This is a genomic window from Sinorhizobium sp. Y406 (assembly GCF_058732025.1).
Map to the genome: position 1 here is coordinate 270844 of NZ_CM178975.1, position 23947 is coordinate 294790.

Annotated in this window: 23 protein-coding genes; 7 read left to right on the forward strand and 16 right to left on the reverse strand. The window is 62.8% G+C overall.

Features of this window, described 5'->3' with window-relative positions:
- Positions 1 to 88: 88 nt before the first annotated feature.
- From AC4P1R_RS18195 to argE, 7 genes are all read right to left on the reverse strand, one after another.
- Positions 89 to 1546 carry an NAD-dependent succinate-semialdehyde dehydrogenase gene (locus tag AC4P1R_RS18195; RefSeq protein WP_492178407.1) on the reverse strand — a complete coding sequence of 486 codons (1458 nt, stop codon included), beginning with the start codon at positions 1544 to 1546 and terminating at the stop codon, positions 89 to 91.
- A 16-nt stretch (positions 1547 to 1562) separates the two neighbouring features.
- A complete protein-coding gene (locus AC4P1R_RS18200) occupies positions 1563 to 2606 on the reverse strand; it encodes a tartrate dehydrogenase (RefSeq protein WP_492178408.1) in 1044 nt (347 codons plus the stop codon).
- Between the two features lie 105 nt (positions 2607 to 2711).
- Positions 2712 to 4175, reverse strand: coding sequence for an aldehyde dehydrogenase family protein (locus tag AC4P1R_RS18205; RefSeq protein WP_492178410.1), 1464 nt, complete (start codon positions 4173 to 4175; stop codon positions 2712 to 2714).
- A gap of 366 nt (positions 4176 to 4541) precedes the next feature.
- Positions 4542 to 5027, reverse strand: a complete 486-nt coding sequence (gene bfr / locus AC4P1R_RS18210; RefSeq protein ID WP_069460209.1) for a bacterioferritin — start codon at positions 5025 to 5027, stop codon at positions 4542 to 4544.
- 328 nt (positions 5028 to 5355) lie between these two features.
- The gene (locus tag AC4P1R_RS18215; protein ID WP_069460210.1) at positions 5356 to 5709 is read right to left on the reverse strand and encodes a cupin domain-containing protein; all 354 of its coding nucleotides are present in this window, start codon (positions 5707 to 5709) and stop codon (positions 5356 to 5358) included.
- 22 nt (positions 5710 to 5731) lie between these two features.
- Positions 5732 to 6655 (reverse strand): 2-hydroxyacid dehydrogenase, encoded by a 924-nt coding sequence (locus AC4P1R_RS18220; RefSeq protein WP_492178412.1) that lies wholly within the window; start codon positions 6653 to 6655, stop codon positions 5732 to 5734.
- Positions 6656 to 6666: 11 nt separating this feature from the next.
- The gene (argE, locus tag AC4P1R_RS18225; RefSeq protein WP_492178413.1) at positions 6667 to 7800 is read right to left on the reverse strand and encodes an acetylornithine deacetylase; all 1134 of its coding nucleotides are present in this window, start codon (positions 7798 to 7800) and stop codon (positions 6667 to 6669) included.
- A gap of 415 nt (positions 7801 to 8215) precedes the next feature.
- On the opposite strand from argE, the gene AC4P1R_RS18230 reads away from it, so the two are divergent.
- The gene (locus tag AC4P1R_RS18230) at positions 8216 to 9109 is read left to right on the forward strand and encodes a GNAT family N-acetyltransferase (protein ID WP_492178414.1); all 894 of its coding nucleotides are present in this window, start codon (positions 8216 to 8218) and stop codon (positions 9107 to 9109) included.
- Between the two features lie 24 nt (positions 9110 to 9133).
- On the opposite strand, the gene AC4P1R_RS18235 is transcribed toward AC4P1R_RS18230, so the two are convergent.
- From AC4P1R_RS18235 to AC4P1R_RS18245, 3 genes are all read right to left on the reverse strand, one after another.
- A complete protein-coding gene (locus AC4P1R_RS18235) occupies positions 9134 to 10030 on the reverse strand; it encodes an SMP-30/gluconolactonase/LRE family protein (RefSeq protein WP_492178415.1) in 897 nt (298 codons plus the stop codon).
- Between the two features lie 158 nt (positions 10031 to 10188).
- The gene (locus tag AC4P1R_RS18240; RefSeq protein ID WP_273361597.1) at positions 10189 to 11220 is read right to left on the reverse strand and encodes an L-idonate 5-dehydrogenase; all 1032 of its coding nucleotides are present in this window, start codon (positions 11218 to 11220) and stop codon (positions 10189 to 10191) included.
- Between the two features lie 12 nt (positions 11221 to 11232).
- Positions 11233 to 12180, reverse strand: a complete 948-nt coding sequence (locus AC4P1R_RS18245) for a 2-hydroxyacid dehydrogenase (protein WP_492178416.1) — start codon at positions 12178 to 12180, stop codon at positions 11233 to 11235.
- Between the two features lie 86 nt (positions 12181 to 12266).
- Between AC4P1R_RS18245 and AC4P1R_RS18250 the strand changes: the two genes are divergently transcribed.
- The 5 genes from AC4P1R_RS18250 (at position 12267) to AC4P1R_RS18270 (ending at position 15860) form a co-directional block, all read left to right on the forward strand.
- Complete coding sequence (locus AC4P1R_RS18250) at positions 12267 to 13022, forward strand: SDR family oxidoreductase (RefSeq protein ID WP_069460217.1); 756 nt, start codon at positions 12267 to 12269, stop codon at positions 13020 to 13022.
- The gene (locus tag AC4P1R_RS18255) at positions 12991 to 13527 is read left to right on the forward strand and encodes a gluconokinase (RefSeq protein ID WP_492178417.1); all 537 of its coding nucleotides are present in this window, start codon (positions 12991 to 12993) and stop codon (positions 13525 to 13527) included. The genes AC4P1R_RS18250 and AC4P1R_RS18255 overlap by 32 nt, the downstream gene beginning before the upstream one ends.
- Entirely contained in the window at positions 13524 to 14408 is an 885-nt protein-coding gene (locus tag AC4P1R_RS18260) for an NAD(P)-dependent oxidoreductase (RefSeq protein ID WP_069460219.1), read from the forward strand. Before AC4P1R_RS18255 ends, AC4P1R_RS18260 begins: the two co-directional genes overlap by 4 nt.
- Entirely contained in the window at positions 14405 to 14737 is a 333-nt protein-coding gene (locus AC4P1R_RS18265) for a hypothetical protein (RefSeq protein ID WP_151613515.1), read from the forward strand. Before AC4P1R_RS18260 ends, AC4P1R_RS18265 begins: the two co-directional genes overlap by 4 nt.
- Positions 14738 to 14843: 106 nt before the next feature.
- The gene (locus AC4P1R_RS18270; protein ID WP_069460221.1) at positions 14844 to 15860 is read left to right on the forward strand and encodes a LacI family DNA-binding transcriptional regulator; all 1017 of its coding nucleotides are present in this window, start codon (positions 14844 to 14846) and stop codon (positions 15858 to 15860) included.
- 136 nt (positions 15861 to 15996) lie between these two features.
- Here the strand turns inward: AC4P1R_RS18270 and AC4P1R_RS18275 are convergent, their stop codons facing one another.
- The 3 genes from AC4P1R_RS18275 to AC4P1R_RS18285 are packed head-to-tail and all read right to left on the reverse strand — an operon-like array spanning position 15997 to position 18756.
- Positions 15997 to 16974, reverse strand: a complete 978-nt coding sequence (locus AC4P1R_RS18275) for a TRAP transporter substrate-binding protein (RefSeq protein ID WP_492178419.1) — start codon at positions 16972 to 16974, stop codon at positions 15997 to 15999.
- Between the two features lie 16 nt (positions 16975 to 16990).
- Entirely contained in the window at positions 16991 to 18271 is a 1281-nt protein-coding gene (locus AC4P1R_RS18280) for a TRAP transporter large permease subunit (protein WP_492178420.1), read from the reverse strand.
- Positions 18268 to 18756: a TRAP transporter small permease gene (locus tag AC4P1R_RS18285; protein WP_492178421.1), complete on the reverse strand. Its 489-nt coding sequence runs from the start codon at positions 18754 to 18756 to the stop codon at positions 18268 to 18270. The genes AC4P1R_RS18280 and AC4P1R_RS18285 overlap by 4 nt, the downstream gene beginning before the upstream one ends.
- A gap of 185 nt (positions 18757 to 18941) precedes the next feature.
- Between AC4P1R_RS18285 and AC4P1R_RS18290 the strand changes: the two genes are divergently transcribed.
- Positions 18942 to 19925, forward strand: a complete 984-nt coding sequence (locus AC4P1R_RS18290; protein WP_492178789.1) for a LacI family DNA-binding transcriptional regulator — start codon at positions 18942 to 18944, stop codon at positions 19923 to 19925.
- Positions 19926 to 19964: 39 nt separating this feature from the next.
- Here the strand turns inward: AC4P1R_RS18290 and AC4P1R_RS18295 are convergent, their stop codons facing one another.
- The 3 genes from AC4P1R_RS18295 to AC4P1R_RS18305 are packed head-to-tail and all read right to left on the reverse strand — an operon-like array spanning position 19965 to position 23688.
- Positions 19965 to 21065, reverse strand: a complete 1101-nt coding sequence (locus AC4P1R_RS18295) for an ABC transporter substrate-binding protein (protein WP_069460226.1) — start codon at positions 21063 to 21065, stop codon at positions 19965 to 19967.
- Positions 21066 to 21109: 44 nt separating this feature from the next.
- Complete coding sequence (locus AC4P1R_RS18300) at positions 21110 to 22174, reverse strand: ABC transporter permease (protein WP_492178422.1); 1065 nt, start codon at positions 22172 to 22174, stop codon at positions 21110 to 21112.
- 17 nt (positions 22175 to 22191) lie between these two features.
- Entirely contained in the window at positions 22192 to 23688 is a 1497-nt protein-coding gene (locus AC4P1R_RS18305; protein ID WP_492178424.1) for a sugar ABC transporter ATP-binding protein, read from the reverse strand.
- Positions 23689 to 23947: the final 259 nt, after the last annotated feature.

The window sequence follows — 23947 nt, forward strand, 5'->3', positions numbered from 1 at the left end:
GACGAGTGAACGCGGCTTAGCCGCGCGATCGCGTTTGCTCCGCCAAACTGTCGCGCAGGCCGCCGCGACTGGCCGCTGATAGACTAAGTCAGTCCAGCCCGCCGATATGGAAGCTCTTCATTTCAAGATATTCCTCGATGCCGGCCTGGGCGCCCTCGCGCCCGAGCCCCGACTGCTTGACGCCGCCGAAGGGCGCGACTTCGGTCGAGATCGCGCCGGTGTTGAGGCCGATCATGCCGAATTCGAGCGCTTCCCCAACGCGCCAGGAACGCTTCAGGCTCTCCGTGTAGAAATAGGCGGCGAGACCGAAGGGTGTGCCGTTGGCAATGGCGATTGCCTCTTCCTCCGTTTCGAAGCGGAAGAGCGGAGCGACGGGTCCGAAGGTCTCTTCGCTCGCGAGCAGCATGTCGGTCGTTGCACCGGTCAGGACGATCGGGGCCGTATACTGCCTTCCGTCCGGCACTGCATTGCCGCGCGCCGCAACCTTAGCGCCCTTGGCGAGAGCGTCCTCGACGTGGCGGTCGATCTTCTCGATCGCTGCCGCGTTGATCATCGGGCCGATCGCAATTCCGGGCTCGGTGCCCGGGCCGACCTTCATGGCGTTGACGCGAGCGCCGAGCTTCTCGGCGAAGGCGTCGTAGACGCCGGCCTGCACTAGGATGCGGTTGGCGCAGACGCAGGTCTGGCCGCCATTGCGAAACTTCGAGGCGATCGCGCCTTCGACGGCAAGATCGAGATCGGCATCGTCGAAGACGATGAACGGTGCGTTGCCCCCGAGTTCGAGGGAGAGACGCTTGACGCTGTCGGCGGCGCCGCGCATCAAGAGCGACCCGACGCGCGTGGAGCCGGTGAAGGAGATCTTGCGCACCGTCTCGTTCGCCATGAACTCGTTGCCGATCGCGGTCGGCATGCCGGGGACGATGTTGATCACGCCGGCTGGAATGCCGGCACGCTCGGCGAGTACTCCAAGGGCCAGTGCGGAGAAAGGCGTGAATTCGGACGGCTTGATGACTACCGTGCAGCCGGCGGCGAGAGCCGGCGCCACCTTGCGGGTGATCATTGCGTTCGGGAAATTCCAGGGCGTGATGATGGCGCAGACGCCGACAGCTTCCTTGAGCACGACGATGCGGCGGTCCGGTGTGGGCGAGGGGATCGTGTGGCCGCCGATGCGGCGCGCTTCCTCGGCGAACCACTTGACGAAGGATGCGCCATACCGGATCTCGGCGCGCGACTCATCGAGCGGTTTACCCTGCTCGAGGGTCAGGAGCAGTGCCAGGTCCTCGAGATTTTCGATCATCAGCGCATGCCAGCGCTCGAGCAGGGCGGCCCGTTCGGCATGCGTCTTCTTCTTCCAGGGGCCGAAGGCAGTGTTCGCCGCCTCGATCGCCGCGCGAGTTTCGGCCTTCCCCATGTCCGGGACGGTCCCGAGGACCGCCTGACTGGCCGGATCGATCACCTCGACGACCTCGCCCGACCTGGCCTTTGCCCAATTTCCGGCGATCAGGCCCGTCTGGCGGAAGAGATTGCTATCCCTCAAATTGTCCATGGTGTTTCCCTCATGATCAGTCGAGCGCGGCGAGCACCGCGGCGGTTATGGCTTCTGTCTTGTCCTTGCCCGGCACTGTCCCGATGCCGCGTGCGGTGGCTTTCTCGATCGCCCCCATGATCGCCTGTGCGGCGCTCGTCTCTCCGAGATGCTCCAGCATCAGTGCACCGGACCAGATCGCAGCGATGGGATTGGCGATGCGGAGATCGGCGATATCGGGAGCGGAGCCGTGGACCGGCTCGAACATCGATGGAGCTGTCCGATCCGGGTTGATGTTGGCGGAGGCGGCAAAGCCCAGGCCACCCTGGATGGCCGCGCCGAGATCCGTCAGGATGTCGCCGAAAAGGTTCGAGGCGACGACGACGTCGAGGCTATCCGGCGCCATGACCATGCGCGCGGCCATGGCGTCGATATGGTAGCTTGTCACCTCTACGTCCGGGTATTCGGAAGAGAGCTTTTGCGTGATCTCGTCCCAGAATACCATTGAATATTTCTGCGCATTCGATTTGGTGACAGAGGCCAGCTTCCCGCGCCGCGCCCGCGCCCGTTCGAAGCCGAAGCGGAGGATCCTTTCGACGCCGGTGCGGGTAAAGATCGAAGTCTCGACGGCGACCTCATCCGCTGTTCCCTGATGCACACGCCCGCCGGCACCGGAATATTCGCCTTCGGTGTTTTCGCGGATGCAGAGTATGTCGAAGTTCCTGGCCCGGAGCGGCCCGTCAACGCCCACCAGCAGTCGGTGCGGCCGGATATTGGCATACTGCACGAAGGCCTTGCGGATCGGCAGCAGCAGGCCATGCAAGGAAACGGAGTCCGGCACTTCGGCGGGCCAGCCGACAGCGCCGAGCAGGATCGCGTCGAATCGGCGGAGCGTTTCGATGCCGTCCGGCGGCATCATTGCACCGGTCTCCTTGTAGAAGGCGCAGGACCATGGAAAGCGCGTGCCGGTGAGCGTAAACCCGGTATGTCTGGCGACGGTCACGAGTACCTGCCAGGCCGCCTCGGTCACGTCGTCGCCGATGCCGTCGCCGGGGATGAGAGCGATCGAATAGGACTTCATTGTTTCTCCCTAGGCAGGCTTCCGAAGGTCGATGTCCAGACCGAAAACCTGCGATAAAAACAAAACCTAACCAGACGAAGCGTGGCTGGAGCCACACAAGTCCGCTTAGAGGCTGATGAGCACGCTCTTGCTCTTGCGATTGGCGTGGTAGGCTTCTCGGCCAAGATCCTTGCCGATGCCGGAGCGCTTGTAGCCGCCGGTCGGCAGGATGTGGTCGCGGGAGCGGCTGTAGCGATTGACCCATACGGTGCCGGCCTGCAGCTTGCGCGTAAGACGTACGGCGCGCGACAGGTCGCGGGTGAAAAGGCCGGCGGCAAGGCCGTAGGTCGGGTGGTCGGCAAGCGCCAGCGCCTCCTCCTCGTCGGCGAAGGTTTGCAGAGTGAGCACCGGTCCGAAGATCTCCTCGGTGACAGCCGGGGAGGAGCTTTCGCGCACGGCCAACAACGTCGGCTGATAGAAATAGCCCGGCGCATCCATTTGGCGGCCGCCGAACAGGCATTCGCCGCCTGCAGAAACGGCAGCCTCGACGATGCCGTGAATGCGGTTCAGTTGCCGCCTGGAAATGATCGGCGAGTATTCAGAGGTCTCGTCCCAGGTCGGGCCGGCCTTCGCAACCTGCATGCGCGCAACGATCGCCTCGGCGAGCGACGCAGCGACGCTCTCCTCAACGATCAGTCGCGATCCGGCGACGCAGGCCTGACCGGCATTGGAAAGCATGCTCTGGGCGATCGCTGCCGCCGCCTTGTCGAGATCCGCATCGGCAAAAACCAATTGCGGGCTCTTTCCGCCAAGTTCCAGCGTCATCGGCTTGACGCCTGTGCGGGCGATATTCGTCATGATCGCCGAGCCAGCCGCAGTCGAGCCGGTGAAGCTCACCTTGGCGATGTCCGGATGGCCGGTGATCGCGTTGCCGGTTACTGGTCCATCGCCGAGCACGATATTGATGAGGCCTGCCGGAATGCCAGCGCGGATGGCAAGTTCGGCCAGGAATATAGTCGAAAACGGCGTCATTTCCGACGGCTTCAGGACCACCGCATTGCCGGCAGCAAGCGCCGGCCCGAGCTTCCAGGCGGCCATGGAAACGGGAAAGTTCCACGGCGTAATGGCGCCGACGACGCCATAGGGTTCGGTCATGATCATGCCGAGATTGGCATCGTCGGTCGGGACGAGGTCGCTCCCCTCTTTGTCGGCGAACTCGGCAAAGAAGCGTATCTGCTCGGCGCTGACGGCAATGTCGCCGGCTATAAGATGGCCGACCGGGCGGGTCGAAGAAAGCGCTTCGAGCTTGGCCAGGGTTGCCGCTTCCCTTTCGATCAGGTCCGCCCAGCGCTGCAGCGCGACCGTGCGTTCGCGCGGCCGAACGCCGCCCCAGTTGCTGACCTTGAGCGCCTGCTTTGCCGTCTCCACAGCGCGGTCGACGACAACCTCGTCGGCAAGCGGACAGCCCGCATAGGCCTTGCCGTCGGACGGTCGGTACATGTCGATGACGCCTTCGGCCGGCACCAACTGGTCACCGATGAAGTGGCCGACGGGAAGTGAAACGGTGTCCGGATCGAAACTGAGGGTCATCGCTTTTCCTCGCAAGAGAGTAGTGCGAGACTAGCCGACAGGCACGAGCAGCGTGCTTTGAGTGGCGGTATCCGGACGGCCAAAAATTGCGTTTTGGGCCGGATCGGCAGCGAATTCTTTTGTCGGGCAAGCTGACCGCGGATCCTGCCGTATATCAGGGGGGCGTGTCAGCGCAGGCGCGCCGACCGCAGCGGCTAAGGGGACTGTGGGGTGCAGTTTCGGGGCCGCCGAAGGATATCATTCTGGAGGTTTGAAGGAGCGGCCTCGACCCCGATGCGCTTTCACCCACTTGATGGAGGCGGCGAGGCCGCGAAACCCATGAGGATGCGCGGCCCGATCGAGCGTCGAATCGACCGCGCCGCCGGCTCATTCGGCGTTGTCGGCGGAATCCGCGTTGAGCTGGCCGTATTTTTCCACGCCGAGCTTGTCGAGGAGCTCGAGCTGCGTCTCCAGAAAGTCGATGTGGCCTTCCTCGTCGGCGAGCAACTCTTCGAACAGCTTCATCGACACGTAGTCACCGACCTGGTTGCAGATGTCGCGTGAAGCCTTGTAGGAGGTGCGGGCGTCGTATTCACCGGCTAGGTCCGCCTCCAGAACCTCCTTGATGTTCTGGCCGATGCGCAGGGGTGCGACGGTCTGCAGGTTCGGATGCCCTTCTAGGAAGATGATGCGTGCGACGAGCTTGTCGGCATGCTGCATTTCTTCGATCGATTCGGCGCGCTCTTTCTTGGCAAGCTTCGTGTAACCCCAGTCTTCGAGCAGCCGGTAATGCAGCCAATATTGGTTTACCGCTCCGAGTTCCAGGAATAGCGCTTCGTTGAGCCGCTCGATGACTTGGGGATCACCCTTCATGCAATAAGTCCTTCTTGCGAGGTTGAGCGCTAGAGCAAATAGACTCAACCATAGCGTTTGTCGAGTGCTGTTTTAGAATGATTCTAGCATTTGCACAGTGGATACAAAGAGCTGAATGCGCCTATGCAGCGGGAGCGCCCGCGCGTTTGCCGGGTGCGGCACTAAGCCGACGGCCACCCGCTCCCGCCGAAACTTGTATGGTTATGCCGCGCCCCAGGGACTTTTTCGTTGGGGATCGAAAGACGACTGCGAGACGAGCGCGACCCGTGCTGAGCAGACTGCCTTCATACCGGGCGCCGAGGACGATAGCGGCGCGCGGTTTCGGTGCTCACATAACGGTCACGTAAATCTTGCGAACGGTCTCGATCGTCTTCCAGATGCCGACGAAACCTGGCTTCATCACGAAGCTATCGCCTGCCTTGTAAACGACCGGTTCGCCGTCCTCCGGGGTAATTTCGACGACGCCCGTGAGGATGTGGCAGAATTCGAACGTCTCGCCTTTTATCGATCGTGTTTCGCCGGGCGTCGCTTCCCAAACGCCGGTATGGATCATCTCGTCGCGGGCCACATCCTGCGCCCAGGTCTTGAACGCCGGGTTGCCGGCGATGAGGCGTTCGGGAAGCGGAGAGTTCTCGCGCGGGGCGAAGGCGGGATTCGGATCGATCGTCTTCAGCAGGGACATGTTTTTCCTCATGTGATTAGAATTAATAGCCACGGTCGCGGTCCACCAGGCCAATCGGGTCGAGGCCTTCCTGATGGCGCTTGATATTGTCGATCACCGCGAGCGCGGCAGTTTGGGGCTGGGTGACGCTCGCCACATGCGGGGTCAGCAGGATCTTGGGATGGCGCCAGAAAGGATGCGTTTCCGGCAGCGGCTCCGGTTCGGTGACGTCGATCACGGCGCCCGAAAGATGACCGCCGTCCAGGGCTTCGAGAAGTCCGTCATGATCCAGTTGCGGCCCGCGCCCGACATGCACCAATGCCGCACCGGTCGGAAGTCTGGCGAAGAGATCGGCGTTCAGAAAGCCGTAAGTCTCGTCCGTCAGCGGTAGCAGACAGACGAGGATGTCTGTCAAGCGGAGGAAGGTATCGAGTCCGTCTTCACCGTTCCGGCAATTGACACCTGCGATGTCGCGCGGGCTGCGGCTCCAGCCGGAAAGCGGAAAGCCGAAAGGCTTCAAGCGTTCAAGCACCGCTGTGCCGAGCATGCCGAGGCCGAGAACGCCGATGCGCCGCTCCACCGCCTGCCTCTGGGCGATCGCCTGCCAATTTCCGCGGCGCTGCTGATCGAGATAGGCGGGCAAGTTGCGATGGAGCGCGAGCACGGCGAGCGTCACATATTCCTGCATCATCCGGACAATGCCGTCCTCGACCATGCGCACCACCTTCACATGCGCCGGCACGGCATCGATCTGGAACTGATCGACGCCGGCGCCGATCGAGAACAATATTTCGAGATTGCGATACCGGGCGAGATCGGCCGGCACGGTCCAGGTGATCAGATAACGTACATCCTCCGGATCGACATTCGCCGGGTCCATCGAGAAGGGAATCTCAGGCAAGTCACGCGCGAAGGCCTCGGCGAAGATTGCACCACGTTTCGCATCCGAGTTGAAGAGGAAAGTCATCGCCGAGGCTCCTACACGGGGTCTGCCGCACAAGTTGCGCCGAGCGCCGCGATCATCGCCTCGCAGGCCTCGAGTTCTTCCACGAGGATGTATTCGTTCGCCTTGTGGGCGCGACCGATTTCGCCGGGGCCGCAGATGATCGAATCGATACCGGCCTGTTGGAAGAGGCCGGCCTCGGTGCCGTAGCTGACGGCAGCGAGCGGTTCTAAGTCCGTCAGTCCCTTAAGAAGCGCCGCGAGTGGGGCATTTGCCGGGAGCGACAGGGCAGGATAGGCGCTGAGTTCCTGCCATTCCACGGCAAAGCCGCGCTTGGTCAACCGCTCGGCCGCCTGCCGCACGGGATCGAGCAGGCGGTCGGGTTCGACACCGGAGATGGCGCGCGCTTCGAATTCCGCCTCGCAGGTTTCGGGAATGATGTTGACCGCCTGGCCACCCTTCAACGTGCCGATTTGGAGCGAGGAATAGGGCGGCTCGAAGGTGTATTCGAAGGGGCCGCGGCTCAGGCGTTCTGCTTCCGCCACTGCAGAAGCGAGAACATCGGTTATTGCATGCGCCGCATTCAGGCCCTGGTCCGGTCGCGACGAATGCCCGGACCGCCCCCTTACCGTCAACCGTGCGGCTGCCTTGCCCTTGTGAGCGCGGATCGCCCGCATCGCGCTTGGCTCGCCGATAATGGCACCGAGGGGCTTTTCACAAAGCTCCGGCAGGCGGGCAATCATGTGTGGCACCCCACGACAGCCGGCCTCCTCGTCATAGGAGAAGGCGATATGGATCGGCCGGCTAAGCGACATCGCGGCGAGTTTTGGCGCGGCGGCGAGGACGGCCGCAAGAAAGCCCTTCATGTCTGTCGTGCCGCGGCCGTAGAGCCGACCCGCATCGGCACGCAGGCGGAAGGGATCGCTTGACCAGCCATCCTCATTGGCCGGAACGACGTCCATATGGCCAGACAGTACATAACCCGGCAGATCCTTGGGCCCGATCGTGGCGAACAGGTTCGAACGGTCGCCTTCGGGCCCGGGAAGCACGGAGGCGGCGATGCCGTGCCGCTCCAGATAATCGCGAATCCAAGCCACGATGCTGTCATTTGGCGTGCCGACGACGGAAGGGAAGCCGATCAATGCTTCAAGAATTTCAGTTGCCTGCATCGCTTCCCTCACAAGATGCCCGGCTTGCCGAGACCCGGTGCGATTCCCACCACACTTTTCTCTCTGACGGCCAGGGCGGTCCGTTGACGCGTGAACTCGTAAGCCGTGGCGATGTCCGCCATTCTACCACCGATGGCGACTGCATCAGCGCGGGATGGAATTATCGCGGTGTTTGCGGCGGCGCCGGCGGCATGTACGGGCTCTTAAATTTACCGGCAACGACCGCCGGTTGGCATCATTCCGATCAGTCTAGAGTGCGTCCCACGGTTTGCGTGCCGAAAGCGCGACGAATTTGGAGGAATGTTGTGTATAGGAGGATCCCTCAAGCAAATTCTGTTGGGAGCCTTGAACTAAGGTAGAGGCGAACGATTCCGGTTCTGCCGATTTGAGATTGCGAAAGACGGGGAGAGAAGGAGTGGGCGGACAGTCCAAGGTCATCGACAGCTTCGAACTTCGTATTGAGGACGTGGACAGCGTAGACATCGAACAGTTGCACGCGCTGTCGATTTCCGTCGGCTGGCCCTTGCGTGCCGAAGACCTGAAGTTCCTGCGCGAGTTCGGTCGCGGCTATGTCGCGATCGATGAAATCGGCAGGGTGACCGGTTCGGCGATGTGGTTCCCGCATGGCGAAGACTTCGCGACGGTCGGCATGGTGATCACCTCGCCGCGGTTGCAGGCGAACGGCACCGGCCAATGGCTGATGCAGCATGTGCTTGCCGATTGCCAAGGGCGCGCCCTCAGGCTCAATTCGACCCGGGCCGCGCGTCGTCTCTACGATTCGCTCGGATTCCAGCCGATCAAGACCGTCTATCAGTGCCAGGGTGTCGTCCATCTGCCGGCGGAAACCGCGATGGTCCCGGAGGGGACGACCGTTAGGCCGCTGGACGCCGCAGACCTCCCAGGCGTGGTTGAACTGGATGCGCGAGCCTTCGGCGTCGCGCGCGACGTTTTGATCGGGAAACTCTTCCCACAATCCGTGGGTTACGGATTGTTTCGCGATGGAGCGCTCGCCGCATTTGCACTCTGCCGCCCCTTCGGACGTGGACGTGTTGTCGGTCCGGTCGTCGCTACAGACGACGCCGAAGCCATTGCCGTCGTTCGTCCGCACGTCCTCGATCATGCGGGAAGCTTCCTGCGCCTCGATACCCATCGCGCCGGCGGTGCCTTTGCCAGCTTTCTCTCCGATGCGGGAATGCCGGTATTTGATACCGTCCTCACCATGTTTCTGACGCCGAAGGGCGTCGAGGCGAAAGCCGCCGCGACCGAGGGGACGGTCACTTACGCCTTGGTCAGTCAGGCGCTCGGCTGAGTGCACAGCGCGGGAACATGGAACCTATGGACGCTGCACGCCCATGCGATTGAGCGTGATCATATAGACGCTCGTCGTCGCCGTGATGAAGAGCTGGTGCTTTGCACGGCCGCCGAAGCACAAATTGGAAACGAGTTCCGGCACCAGGATTTTGCCCATCAGCTGGCCGTCGGGCGCGATGCAGTGAACGCCATCGGCGGCGGACGACCAGAGATTTCCGTCGGAGTCTAGCCGGAACCCGTCGGCACAGCCGGGCGCGATCGTATGAAAGACCTCGCCGCCAGACAGGCTTCCATCCGCACGGACGTCGAAGACACGGATATGCCGAGGGTCGGACGAGAACATTCGGCCGGTGTCGGCAACATACAGCCGGCTCTCGTCGGGGCTGAAGGCGAGGCCGTTCGGGCAGGCGAAATCGGTGAGGACCGCGTCGATGGCGCCGGAAGGCCGTACGCGGTAGACGCAACAGGGGAGTTCCTGTTCTGCGCGAAAACCCTCGTAATCGGTCATGATGCCGTAATGCGGATCGGTGAACCAGATGCAGCCGTCGGAGGTCACCACTACGTCATTGGGTGAATTCAGCCGCTTTCCTTCATAACTATCGGCGATCACGGTGATCGAGCCGTCATGCTCGGTGCGCGTCACCCGCCGCGTGCCGTGCTCGCAGGTGATGAGCCGGCCCTCCCGGTCGCGCGTATTTCCGTTGGCATAGTGGGACGGATTCCTGAATGTCGAGATGCCGACGTCCGGAATCCAGCGCAGGATACGGTTGTTCGGAATGTCGGAGAAGAGGAGAAAGCCGGCATCGCCGAACCAGACCGGCCCCTCGACCCAGTCGAAGCCGGTTGCGATCTGCTTGAGTGGCGCATTGCCCATGACGAATGATCGGAAACGATCGTCGACCACCTCGAAGAACGACATCTGGGCTTCCTCCTTTTCCGATCACCTGTCGCGATTGCAAACAAAGAGCATGACTGCAGGGCGGCGGGCGCAAATGCAAGCCCGGCCGCCGTGGGGCTAGCGACCGCGGGTTTTGCCGCGGCGCCCGATTTTCTCGACGGCGTCGTTTCGCCCGTCGCTCAGGAGAAAGCGATCTGCGCCTTCATTGCCTGGCTGCGGTCGCTTGCCAGCTCGAAGGCGGCTACGGCATCAGCAAGCGGCAAGGTGTGGGTGATCAGAGGCTTGACGTCGATCAGCCCCTTCTGCATCAGGCCGACGCCGGTTTCGAATTCCTCGTGGAAGCGGAAGGAGCCGCGCAGTTCGAGTTCCTTGGCGGTGATCGCCATCATCGGCAGGCTCATGTCGCCGCCGAGCCCCAGTTGCACGATGACGCCGCGCGGCCGCAGCGCCGCTATCCCTGCCGCGAGTGCCGGCGCCGCACCGGAGCATTCGTAAAGGACGTCGAAGCTGCCCTTGTCCTCCGAATAGGGGGTGAGGGCGTCCGGCTCGTCGCGCATGTTGATGACGCGATCCGCCCCGACCGTCCTTGCAAGCGAGAGGGTGAAGTCGGAAAGATCCGTCGCGACGATCTCGGCTGCGCCGGCGCGACGCGCCGCCAGGATCGCCAGCACGCCGATCGGGCCGCAGCCCGTGACCAGTACGCGCTTGCCGAGTATTTCGCCGGCCCGGCGTGTGGCATGGAGCGCCACCGCCAGCGGTTCGGCGAGCGCCGCTTCGCCCGGCGTCAGGCCTTCGGCCGGCACGCATTGCAGGGCATCGGCGACCAACACCTCGCGGAATGCTCCCTGTATATGAGGGAAGGGCATGGCACTGCCGTAAAAACGCATGTTCAGGCACTGATTGGGAAGCCCCTCCCGGCAGTAGCGGCAGGCTCGGCACGGCCGCGACGGGGAAACAGCGACAAGGTCGCCGACGGATATGCCGTCTACCCCGGGGCCGAGAGCTTCCACATGAGCCGAAACCTCGTGGCCAAGGATCATCGGCTCGCGCAGCCGCACGGCGCCGAAGCCGCCGTGATTGTAATAGTGAAGGTCGCTGCCGCAGACCCCGCCGACGGCAAGGCGAAGTCGCACTTCGCCCGGGCCCGGCATTTCGACGGGCCGCTCTTCGATGCGCAGGTCCTTGGCGCCATGAACGACGATGGCTCTCATGTCACGTCCTCCTCAAACGACCGGCGTGAGCAGCGGTTTGCCGGCGAAATGCGCGGCAAGATTATCGCGCACCAGTTGGCCCATGGCTTTGCGCGTTTCCACGGTGCCGGACGCATGGTGTGGCTGGAGGAGCACATTGTCCAGTGCGAGAAACCGCGGGTTCAGCGCCGGTTCGCCTTCGAACACATCGAGTGCCGCGGAGCCGAGATTTCCATTTTCCAGGGCGTCGAGCAGCGCCTCTTCGTCGATATTGGAGGCGCGGGAGATATTGACCAGCATACCTTCGCTGCCGAGAGCAGAGATCACATCGCGTCCGACAATGTGGCGCGTGGCGGCGGAGGCCGCAAGCGTGACGAAGAGGAAGTCGGAATGCTCGGCAAGCGCGATAGGATCGGCAACGAACGTCCATTCGGATGCATAGGGCTTCGTTTCGACATCACTATAGGCGATGTCCATGTCGAAGCCCTGCAGGCGCTTCGCCACTTCATAACCAATCCGGCCGAGACCGAGGACGCCGGCGCGCCGGCCCCAGACGCGGCGCTTCAGCGGGTAGAGGCCCTTCTTGGCCCAGCTGCCGTCCCTGACCCAGCTTTCCGCACCGATCATGCCGCGAGAGAGGCAGAGCATCATGGCGACGCCGAGATCGGCGACATCATTCGTCAGCACGTCCGGCGTGTTGGTGACGCGAATGCCGCGTTCGCGGCAGGCCGGGAGGTCGACAGCATCGAAACCCACGCCATAGACGGAAACCAGTTCCAATCCCGGGCAGGCATCGATCATCGCCCGGCTGGCGCCGAGCTCGCCACGTGTGGCGATCGCGCGGATTTCCGGTCCAATCCTCGAAAGAAAGCTGTCCTTGTCGGCCGCATTGAAATACCGATGCACGGTAAAGGCGGCGTTCAGCGGAACCTCATCCCATTCCGGATAGGGTCCGACCTGAAGAATATGGGGTTTGTTCAATTCAGATTCTCCATCCCTTGACATTGAATGTTATCGATAACATAAACAGATCATCCGAGCTTGTCGAGATGATTGCGGGAGGAAAAATGAGCCTCGAACTGTTCGACTTGAAAGGGCGCCGGGCGCTCGTCACCGGCTCCTCGCAAGGTATAGGCTATGCGCTCGCCCGCGGTCTTGCCGATGCTGGTGCCGACGTCATCCTTAACGGGCGCGATGAGGAGAAGCTTGCCGCTGCAGCGGCGCAGATCCCCGGCTCCGAGCAGCTTGCCTTCGACGCCACCGACCACGAAGCGGTGCGCGCGGCGGTCGACCGCTTCGAAGCCGAGGTCGGCGCCATCGATATTCTGGTCAACAATGCCGGCATGCAGCATCGGACCCCGCTCGAGGATTTCCCCGCCGAGGCCTTCGAGAGATTACTGCGCACCAATATTTCGACGGTGTTCAACGTCGGCCAGGCGGTCGCGCGGCACATGATCAAGCGCGGCGCGGGCAAGATCATCAACATAGCCAGCGTGCAGACGGCGCTGGCCCGCCCTGGCATTGCGCCCTATACGGCAACCAAGGGGGCTGTCGGCAATCTGACGAAGGGCATGGCGACGGATTGGGCGAAGTACGGGCTTCAATGCAATGCGATCGCACCCGGCTATTTCGACACGCCGCTCAATGCGGCCCTCGTCGCCGATCCGGCCTTTTCGGCCTGGCTGGAAAAGCGAACTCCCGCCGGTCGCTGGGGCAAGGTGGAGGAACTGGTCGGTGCCTGTATCTTCCTTGCCTCAACTGCATCCTCATTCGTGAACGGACACGTGCTCTATGTTGACGGCGGCATCACAGCATCGCTTTGACCTCCCGCAGCGCATGGTGCTGATGGGGGTCGCCGGCTGCGGCAAATCCTCGGTCGGGTCCGCACTCGCCAGGCGCATCGGCGCCGTCTATCTCGACGGCGACGATCTGCACCCCGCGGCAAATATCGCGAAGATGAGCCGGGGCGTTCCCTTGGGCGACGAGGACCGCTGGCCCTGGCTGACGCGCGTCGGCGAGGCACTTGCGGCCGGCGCCGGTCCGACGATCATTGGCTGTTCCGCTCTGAAACGCGCCTACCGCGACCACATTACCAGCGTGGGGGGTGCACCAGTGACCTTCATCCATCTCGTCGGCTCGGTCGAAGTCATCGAAAAGCGAATGAGGGCCCGGCAGGGCCATTTCATGCCGACGGCGCTGCTTGCGAGTCAGTTCGCGGCGCTCGAACCGCCGGGGGCCGACGAGAATGCGATCAGCGTCGACATCGACCAACCGCTCGAAGCGATCGTCGACAGCATCGCCACCCAACTTGGAGGAACGGAAAGATGAACAGAGTCGCCTTGATCGGCGCCGGCGCCATGGGCGGTGCCATCGGCACGCGCCTCATTGAGACCGGGAATGAATTGACGGTCTTCGATCTCGACGCCGAAAAGGTGCAGCAATTGGTGGACAAGGGCGCCACCGCGGCGACAAGCGCGGCGCAGGCGGCGTCCCGCTCCGACTATGTCGTTCTCAGCCTCAATTCGGCAAAGATCGTCCATGCAGTGGTTTTCGGCCCGGGCGGCGTGGCGGAGGGTGCCGAACCAGGAACGCTCATCATCGACATGTCCTCCATCGACCCGGAGTCGACGAAGGCGATGGCGTCGAAAGCGGCCGAGGCGCGCCTGCGCTGGGTCGATAGCCCACTTTCCGGCGGCGCTCCCAAGGCGCTGATTGGTGAGCTGACGCTGATGGCGGGCGGCCACGGGCAGGATGTGTCGGATGCCCATCAGGTGCTGAAACATGTCGCCTCGAACTACACCCACATGGGTCCGTCAGGCGCCGGCCAGACGACCAAGCTGATCAACCAGGTCCTCTGCGGACTCAATTTCCTTGCGGTGGCCGAGGCCACCCAACTTGCGCTCGACGCCGGCGTCGACGCGGCCAAGATTCCGCAAGCGCTAAAGGGCGGGCGTGCCGACAGCGCGATCCTGCAGGAATACATGCCGCGCTTCGTCGCCAGGGATTACCGCCGCACCGGCCGCATCGACAACATGGTCAAGGACCTGAACGGCGCCCAGGATCTTGCACGCCGGACCAATACGACCATGCCGCTGACGGCGGTCTGCGCCGAAGTACACCGGATGCTGACCGCCGCCGGCCTCGGCGGCGAGGACCAGGCCGCGCTGATGGAATACTTCAAGGGACCGAACAAGGAGAATTTCGGATGATCACACGTTATGCGCTGTTCGAAGGAAAGGTGAAGGAAGGTGAGACGGATGCCTTTCGCGCAGCCGTCCTCGAAAACATCGTACCCAAATGGAAGGCCTTTCCCGGCGCGCTCGACGTGCGCGTCACCTTTGCCGAAGCCCGCGACGAAGGGGCGCCGGAGATCCCGATGATCCTGGCGATCAATTATCCTGACCTCGATACCGTCGAGAAGGCGCTGGCGAGCCCGGCGCGTGCAGCGGCGAAGGCCGCAACCGAAGAGGTACTGGCGCGTTTCTTCGAAGGCCGCATCCATCACCACGTCACTCAGGCGAACGAATTCCGCCTCTGAGCGTTTGGCGGCGACGGAGTCTAAACCGTCGCCGCCACTCCTTTTGGCTTGCATTCCGTCCTCAATGTCGATGTACTTGTCACTGGTAACGATAACATGGACGACCATGCACAATTTCCGCAAACCCCCGACGATGGCGGATGTCGCGCGCCGAACCGGCGTTTCGCCGATGACGGTTTCCCGCGCCTTCAAGCGTGACGCCTCGGTCAGCCAGGAAACCCGTGAGGCGGTCCTGCGCGCAGCAGAAGAGCTCGGCTATGTCTTCGACAGCACCGCGTCCAATCTGCGCTCGCAACGCACCGATTTCATCGCCGTGACGATCCCGTCGATCAACAATGCGAACTTCGCCGACACGGTCCGGGCGCTCTCCGATGGCGTCTCCGAGCGGGGCCTGCAGATCTTGCTCGGCTATACGAATTACGATGTCCAGGAGGAGGAGCGGCTGGTCGAGCAGCTATTGCGGCGCAAACCCGAAGCGATCGTCGTCACGGGTGGAAAACATACGCCGCGCACACGAAAGCTTCTGTCGAATGCCGGCATTCCGGTCATCGAAACTTGGGATCTTCCGGAAGAACCGATCGGCCACGTGGTCGGCTTTTCCAATGCTCAAGCCGTGCGCGAGATGGTCGATCACTTCATTGGCGTCGGCTACCGCAACATTGCCTTTATCGGCGGCGACGCCTCCCGGGACACGCGCGGTGCCGACCGACGGGCCGGCTTCATCGCGGCGATGAGGGATCATGGCCTCGAAGCTCCGCGCCTGATCGCGGCAGGGCCGCCGCCGATCTCGATGCGAGAGGGCGCCGATGCGATGGGCCAACTCCTCGAGCGCTTTCCCGATACGGATGCGGTGATCTGCGTTTCCGATCTTTCCGCATTCGGGGCGCTCACCGAATGCCAGCGGCGCGGCATTGCGGTGCCCGAAAAAATCGCCATCGGCGGATTCGGGGATTATGAGATCGGCGCCATCTGCGTGCCGAGCCTGACGACGATCAATGCCTTCGCGGGCGAGATCGGCGCGAAAACGGCAGAACTGATCCTGGATGTGCTCGACGGCAAGCTCGCCGACCAGGGCAGGGTCACCATCCGCCCCGATCTGATCCTCAGGCAAAGCAGCCTCTGACGCCGCCAAGGCGGCTTATCCTCGCTCGGTCATGTGAAGAACCCGCTGCAACCCACTGAGCGGGCGTCGCTTTCACTGGATTGCTCGACCGGGCAGAAACCGGGGCGGACGCAGGAGCAACCACCCCGGGCATGCGTCACTTCGAGGCGGCAACGATCGCGTTGACGAGAGCGTCGCCGTTCTCGTCGATGAAGCCTTCCCAGACCGGTTTCACGGCAGCCTGGAAGGCTGCAGCGTCGACATCGCGGTTGACGCTCATGCCTTCCGATTCCAGTTGCGCAATCATCTCCTCCTCCTTGGCGACGCTCAATTCACGCTGCTTGGCGACGGCCTCGGCCGCGACCTCCATGATGATTTTCTGCTCCGCATCGCTGAGGCCCTTGAGCTTGTCGTTGTTCATCACCATGGCGAGCGCCGAATAGGCGTGCTGCGTGAGCGACAGATATTTCTGCACCTCGTTGAACTTGAAAGAGACGACGATGCCGATCGGATGATCCTGGGCATCAACCACGCCGGTCTCGAGCGCGGTGTAGAGTTCCGCTACGGGAAGCTGCTGCGGATTTGCTCCAAGAAGCGCGAACATGTCATTGAGCGCTTTGGAATTATTCACGCGCATCTGCAGCCCGCCGAGATCTTCCGGTGTGCGAACCGGCCCGCGGTTGTTCGTGATGTTCCGATAGCCGTTTTCGGGGAAGCCAAGCAGCTTGAGACCGACCGGTTCGAACTTGGCGGCAACACCTTGCCCGATCTCGCCGTCGAGGACCCTGTAGGCGAGGTCGCGGGAGGGGAACATGAAGGGCAGTTCGAAGGCGCCGGCTTCGGGGATGAGGCCGGTGAAATTGTTGAGCCCCGAGATTGCGATGTCGATAATACCGGAGCGGGCGCCGTCGATCATCTGGGCGTCGTTTCCGAGCTGGCCATGCGGAAAGACGTTCACCGTGATCGAGCCGCCGGAGCGGGCCTCGACCTGCTCCTTGAAATAGATCGACATGGTCTGCTGAAGGTCCGTCTCCGGCGCCGCGTGGGCAAGCTTCAGCACGGTTTCCGCCAAAGCTGGGACGGCGGAAAGCGTCAGAGCCGCCGCAAGACCAACTGTTTTCATCAGTGTATTCATGGCTATTCCTCCCTGGTTAGCCTGCAAAGAAACGCATGGGCACGGTGATCAAGGCCGGGAAGGCGATGAACAGTGCCAGAAGCACGAGATAGGCGAGGACGAAGGGCATGGTTCCGCCGACGACGGCACTCATCGGCTTTTTCCCCACGCCGCAGACGACGTTCAGCACCGTGCCGACCGGCGGCGTGATCAGGCCGATCGATGTGTTGATGACGAACAGCAGCCCGAAATAGACCGGGTCGATGCCGGCGAGTTTGACGATCGGCATAAAGAGCGGCACGAGGATCAGGATCGTCGGGCTCAGATCCATGACCATGCCGACAAGGAGCACGATGATCATGATCACGGCCATGAGCAGGCGCGGATGGTCGACGAGCGGGCCGAGCAGTTCCGCCAGCTGCTGCGGCAGTTGCGCCACGGTGATTAGCCAGGCGGCGACCATCGCCGCGCCGACCAGGAACATCACCATCGCCGTCGAGCGCGCGCTGCTGACGAGGATGTCGAAGAAGCTGCGTAGGCTGAGTTCGCGATAGATGAGGGCGGATACGACGATCGCATAGACGGCCGCCACGACGGCGGCCTCGGTCGGGGTGAAGATGCCGAAGCGGATGCCGCCGATGATGATGATCGGAAGCAGGAGCGCCCAGATGCCTTCGCGCAATGCCTGAAGTCGCTCGCTTGCGCTTGCCCTCGGCGTGGTTTCCACCGTCTCGTTGCGCATCATCATGGACCAGACGAGCATCAGGGCCGCGCCCATCATCAGCCCCGGCGCGATGCCGCCGAGAAAGAGCTTTGCGATCGAGATATTGCCCGCGACACCGATGATGATGAGCGGCAAGGACGGCGGAATGACCGGCGCGATAATCCCGCCGGCGGCGAGAAGCCCTAGTGACCGCGCGCCCGGATAGCCGGATTTCTGCATCATCGGGTAGAGGATCGAAACGAGCGCAGCTGCGTCCGCGACCGCCGAGCCGGAGAGGCCAGCAAGCAAGACCGAGGTGACGATGGCCACATAGCCGAGACCGCCCTGGCGATGGCCGACAAGCGTCATCGCCAGTTTCACAATCCGGGTCGAGAGGCCGCCCTGCGACATCACTTCACCGGCGACGAGAAAGAACGGCACGGCGAGTAGTGGAAAACTGTCGACGCCGTTGATCAGCGACTGCGCCAGGACATCGGCGCTGAAGAGGTCCAGGTGCAACATCAGCACCATCGCCGCCAGAAGCAGGGCGAAGGCGACCGGCAGGCCGGCAAGAATGCTGATGATGAGAACGGAAAGGAACAGCGCCAGCGTCATCGTCCCTCTCCACCGGTGTCGGTCTTTGTTTCAGCCGGATGGATCAGGCGCGCGATTGCGATGGCGGCCATCAGCCCACCCGATATAGCGCCGGACAGATACATCAATCCCGTCGGCAATCCGGTGAGCGGCGAAATATTATACCAGTTGGCAAGCGTCTGGCGGGCCGCACCCCAGAAAAGCATCCCGACCGCGACGAGGATGACCAGCCAGCAAAGCCGCTGTAACACGGGGACGGCGCGCGGCAAGAAAGCTGCCGAAAACTCCGTCACCGCCAGGTGCTCGCCCCGCCGCAGCGCCACGGCTGCGCCGAACATCACCAACCAGACGAAACCGAGCCGCGACAACTCGACGGAACTGCGAATTCCCGACGAGAATCCATATCTCAATACGACATTGGCAAAGACCAGCGCGATCATGGCGGCAAGCAGCGTTGCCATGATCGCATCGATCCACGCCCACAGGATCGACACGAGTCGTCCCATCGACACTTCCTCCCGAATGAACATTCTCCCTGCGGAAACCCATCGCTGCGGTTGCATTTCGCGAGGGTTATCGCTAACCTCAGCCCGATGTTATCGATAACAATCGGGATCGTCAAGCGTGTGTGTGTGAAGAGCCGGAGGAGAGGGTGGAGGAGAAACATCGAAGACTCGTGACGCTGCGCGACGTGGCTCAACGGGCGGGCGTCAGCACGATGACCGCGTCCAAGGTGCTGCGCGGCGCCGGGAGCATCTCGGAAAAGACGCGCCAAAAGGTCCGGCAGGCCGCCGACGATCTCGGTTATCTGCCCAACAGCCTTGCCGGCTCGCTCAGCTCGCGCAAGAGCCGCATGGTCGCGGTCATCATTCCCTCGATCGCCGATGTCGTCTTTTCCGAGGTGCTGAGCGGGGTGAACTCCGTCTTGCGACCTCGCGGCTTTCAAACCTTTATGGGAGAGTCGCTTTTCGATCCCGTGATCGAGACGGATCTTCTGCGAGAGATGCTCTCTCTTCGTCCGGCCGGGCTTCTCCTCAACGGCGGGATGGTGCGCAGCCCGGATGCCGAAGGCCTTCTGGAACGGCGGAACTGCCCCGCAATTCACCTGTGGGACAGCGACCATGCAGAGCACGATTTCAGTGCCGGGCTCTCCCACGAAGAGGCGGGGAGGCTGGTTGCAGCGCATTTTCTTCAGCGGAATCTGCGGCGCATCGCCTATATTGGCGCGGAGCTTGGCCGGGATCTGTGCGCGCGCCGTCGTTACCTGGCGCTCCACTCAGCCCTTCGCGCCGGAGGGGCCGATCTTGTCGATGTGACCAGCGAGTCCATGCCGCGGCAGGCCGAAACGGGCCGTGTCCTGACCGAAAAGCTGATGGAAACGCATCCGCAGATCGAGGCCATCCATTTCCTGAACGATGCCATGGCGCTCGGTGGCCTGTCCTATTTGCACGAGGCAGGCATTCGAGTGCCGGAAACCGTATCCGTTGTCGGGTTTAACGGAACATCCTTGGCGAATGCCGTGCGCACCCGTCTGACGACGATTGATATGCCGCGAATGGAAATCGGGTCGGTGGCGGCCCGGGCGCTATTGCAGATGCTGTCGGGCGAACTAGTGGACCGCCGATGGCAGGCACCCTTGCGCGTGGTTCAAGGCAACACGACGCCGAGAATCTGAAAAGAGGGGGCGCCATTCGCGGCGCCCCAGCTTGGGAGATCACATCTTGCCCCAGATCTTCTTGTATTCGTCGCGGTAGCCGTTATTCGGGTCGAAGCTGTTTTTCGGGCCGCCGTCGAATTCGACATTGTCGGCGGTCACCACGTGCAGCGGCGAGAGGTAGCCAGACCATTTCTCACCGGCGAGCGCGCGGTTCAGTTCGTCGACCAGTTGCCAGCCCTGCAGGTTCAACGGCTCGGCGACGGTCACCTTCTGGAATTGCCCGGCGCGAATGCGCTGATAGGCGGATACGGAGCCGTCGCCGGCGGCGACATTGATCGGCGTGTCGGTCCCGCCCTTGCCGGCGGCGGCGAGCGACGGTCCCATGAAGTCGAAATAGAGGTCATTGATCGCCAGCGAATGGGTCCACTCGTCGCCGTACTTCTGCAGGAGCGAGGTGGTCAGCTGCGGCATGCGCTGCGATGTTTCCGAGATCGGCGTGTCGACATATTCGAGCACCTTGCCGCCGAGCGCCTCGATCTCAGCCTTCATCTTGTCGGCCTTGGCGATGGCGATCGCATAGGTCGAGTCGGTGAAGATGACCACGCCGGGCTTGCCTTTGGCGTCGACGAATGCCCAGTTGGCGGCAGCCTTCGAGACTTCCATCGCATCGGTGCTGACATTGGCAAACAGCCCTGTCTTCTCGTCCGGGCCGATCACCGGACCGGCGTGCCAGGCGACAAGCGGGATGCCGGCGGCCTTTGCCTGTTCGAGCGCCGGCGCCTGCTCGACGGCGTCGAAGCCATTGATGATGATGCCGGCCGGCTTCAAGGCCATGGCCTGACCGAACGCCGCCGTGCGGCCGCCAATCGAACCGGCACCGTCGATCACCTTGACTTCCCAACCGATCGCCGCCGCAGCCTCTTCGACGCCGGTGGTGACGCCGAGGATGCCGCCGTTCTTCAGGTCACCGGCGAGCACGACGATGGTCTTGCCCTCCTGGGCCTTGGGGCCAGCCGTTGGCCCGTCCCAGGCGGTCACCTTGTTGGCATATTTGGTGACGATCGCCTCGGCATCGGCCATCGGCTCGGCGAGCGCGACATTGGCACCCATCAGTGCGATTGCCGCAACCGTGCCTGTCATGAAATTCCTGCGTTTCATTACCCTTCCCTCCCTTGGGTTCGTTATTCAATGCGGATTGGGCTTCACCTGGTTCCAGGCGACTCTGCGATTGCAGCCGGCGGCGCATTGCGCGTCACGGTTCCCCTCCTTCGCTGCGCGTAACCGGCGATGCCGATCGCCACGAGCAGCGTGACGCCGTTGAACAGCGGTTCGACGAAGAACGAGCCGCCGATTTGTTGGATGCCGGATATGCCGACCGCCAGAATGATCACCCCGATCATCGTGCCCCAGACATTGACACGACCGGGCTTGATCGTGGTCGAGCCGAGGAAGGCGCCGACGAGGGCCGGCAGCAGGTACTCGAGACCGACGCTTGCCTGACCGATCCGGAGCTTCGAGGCGAGCAGAATGCCGGCAAGTGCCGTCAGCGTTCCCGAGGACACGAAGGCCGCGATGACGAAGCGGCGAACCGGAATGCCGTTGAGTGCCGCGGCCTTCGGGTTTGCGCCGATCGCATAGACGTAGCGGCCGACCGGCAGATATTCGAGCACGAGCCAAAGCGCGGAAGCGAGGAGCAGCACGTAGAGACCGGTGATCGGCAGGCCGAGGACCATGGTTCCGTTCAGCGCATAGAAGCCGTCCGGCAGGACGCCGACAACCTGCCGCCCGCCGGTATGCCAGAGCGCCAGCGCATAGAGGATTGTGCCTGTGCCAAGCGTGGCGATGAAGGAATCGATCCGCGCCACTTCGACGAGCAGCCCGTTCAAGAAGCCGGAAAGCGCACCGAGCGTCAGTACGATCACCACCGCCAGCGGCCAGGGCACGCCGAACATCGTCTGCAGGCTGATCGCCAGGATATGCCAAAGCACGATGCCGTAGCCGACGGTCAGGTCGATGCGGCCAGCTGCCATCGGGATCATCGCAGCCAGCGACAGCATTGCGATGATCGCCTTATCGGAGATGATCGAGCGCAGATTGAGCACGGTCGGAAAGGTCTGGGGCAACAGGATCGAGAAGAGGATGATCAGGAAGAGCGTCAGGACCACGAGCCCATAGGCCGGCAGAAAGCGCAGGAGCTTCTGAAGCAGGCTCAGTCCCGCAAGTTCGCCTCGGGTCGGTTCAAGCGCGGTGGATTCGATCGACTGCATTTTTATCTCCCGGAAATTCAAGCGGCTTCGGAGGCCGAAGCGGCGGCGATCACCGCCGAAGTCGTCAGGTCGGCCCCCCGCAACTCGCGGAGGATGCGTCCGCGTGAAAAGACAAGGGCGCGATGGCAGATATGGGCGATTTCCTCGAAATCCGTCGATACGACGATGACAGCGAGGCCGGCTTCGAGCGCGCGGGCGATCAACCGGTAGATCTCCGCCTTTGCGCCGACATCGACGCCGGCCGTCGGATCCTCGGCAATTAGCAGACGGCGGCCGGTCGCCAGCCATCGTCCGACCACGACCTTCTGCTGGTTGCCGCCGGACAGCGCCTCGATCGGCAGGCTCTGGTCGTTCGGCCTCAGACCGACCCGCTCCCCAATGGCATAGGCCGTGTCCGCTTCTCGGGAGGGGGAGAGGAAGGAATACAGCCTGCGGCCGGTCGCTTGCGGATTGAGGAAGGTGTTTTCCCGCAGCGAAAGCGACATGGCGACCGATTCCTCGGTGCGGTCCCTGGCAATCAGGCCGATGCCCGAGCGCATGGCGGCAACCGGACTCGAGAGATCGGGGCGGCCACCCCCGAGCGTGACGCTGCCGGCAAAGGGTTCGCACCCGAACAGGGCACGGCCGACCAGTTCCTGCCCCGCGCCGCGCAGACCGACGAGGCCGAGCAACTCGCCCTTGAACACGTCGAAGGAAACGGGCCCGGCGCCCTCGCATGCGAGGTGGCGGACGCTGACGACCGCCTCGCCCGGCGCGCATTCGGCCTTCAGGAAAAGCTGGTCGGCCTTTCGTCCAACGATCATTTCGATCAATTCCTCCGGCGTCGTCTCTCGGACTGGTTTCTGCCCAACGAGGCGGCCGTCGCGCAGGACTGCAACGCGGTCGGCGATCCTAAAGATCTCATCGAGGCGATGCGAGACATAGATCATCGCGACACCGCGCTCCTTGAGCGGCCGGATAGCGTTGAAGAGCCGTTCGACCTCGTCTGCCGGAAGGCTTGCCGTCGGTTCGTCAAGCACCAGGACATCCGCCTCCACGGCCAAGGCTCGCGCGATCGCCACCAGGGATTTCTCCGTGCGCGTCAGGTCGTGAACGCGAGTGCAGGGATCGAAGTCGCAGCCGACGAGACGCAGTGCCTCGCGGGCCCGGTCCTCCGTTTGTCGCCAGTCGATCAGGCGCGACTTCATCGAGAAGCCCTGCGCCAGGCCGACATTCTCTGCGACTGTCATCCATTCGATCAGACCTAGATCCTGGTGGATGAAGGCGACCGGCTGGCGCCTGTTCGGCTTCGGCGGCTGATTGACGTAGTGTTCGCCGCGGAACCGGATCTCGCCGCCATCGGGCCGATGGATGCCCGCAAGCGTCTTGATCAGCGTGGACTTGCCCGCGCCGTTCTCGCCGAGAAGCGCAAGGATTTCGCTGGCTTCCAGATCGAGCGACACCTCGGATAGCGCCCGCGTGCCGCCGAAGATTTTTGTGATGGAGTGAAACTCCAGAAGCTTTCCACCAACCACTGCGCTCCTCCCAAAGCTCGGCGATGGAAGAAACCATATGTTATCGATAACATGTCCGTCAAGTGGGCCTGTGTGGCCGTGCCCCAGTGCAGTTGTCGGCGCACAGCGGGCAGGCTAGGAGTGATAACCTCCTTCGCCACGTAGCCCCGCTTGAGCAGGGCGAAGGCTCAGCTACGACAGCATTCGTCGCCACCAAGTGGAAAAAGGTAGAGAGGGGCAAAGGACTTTGGCGCGCGGTCGCTGATGGCGAATCGACTCG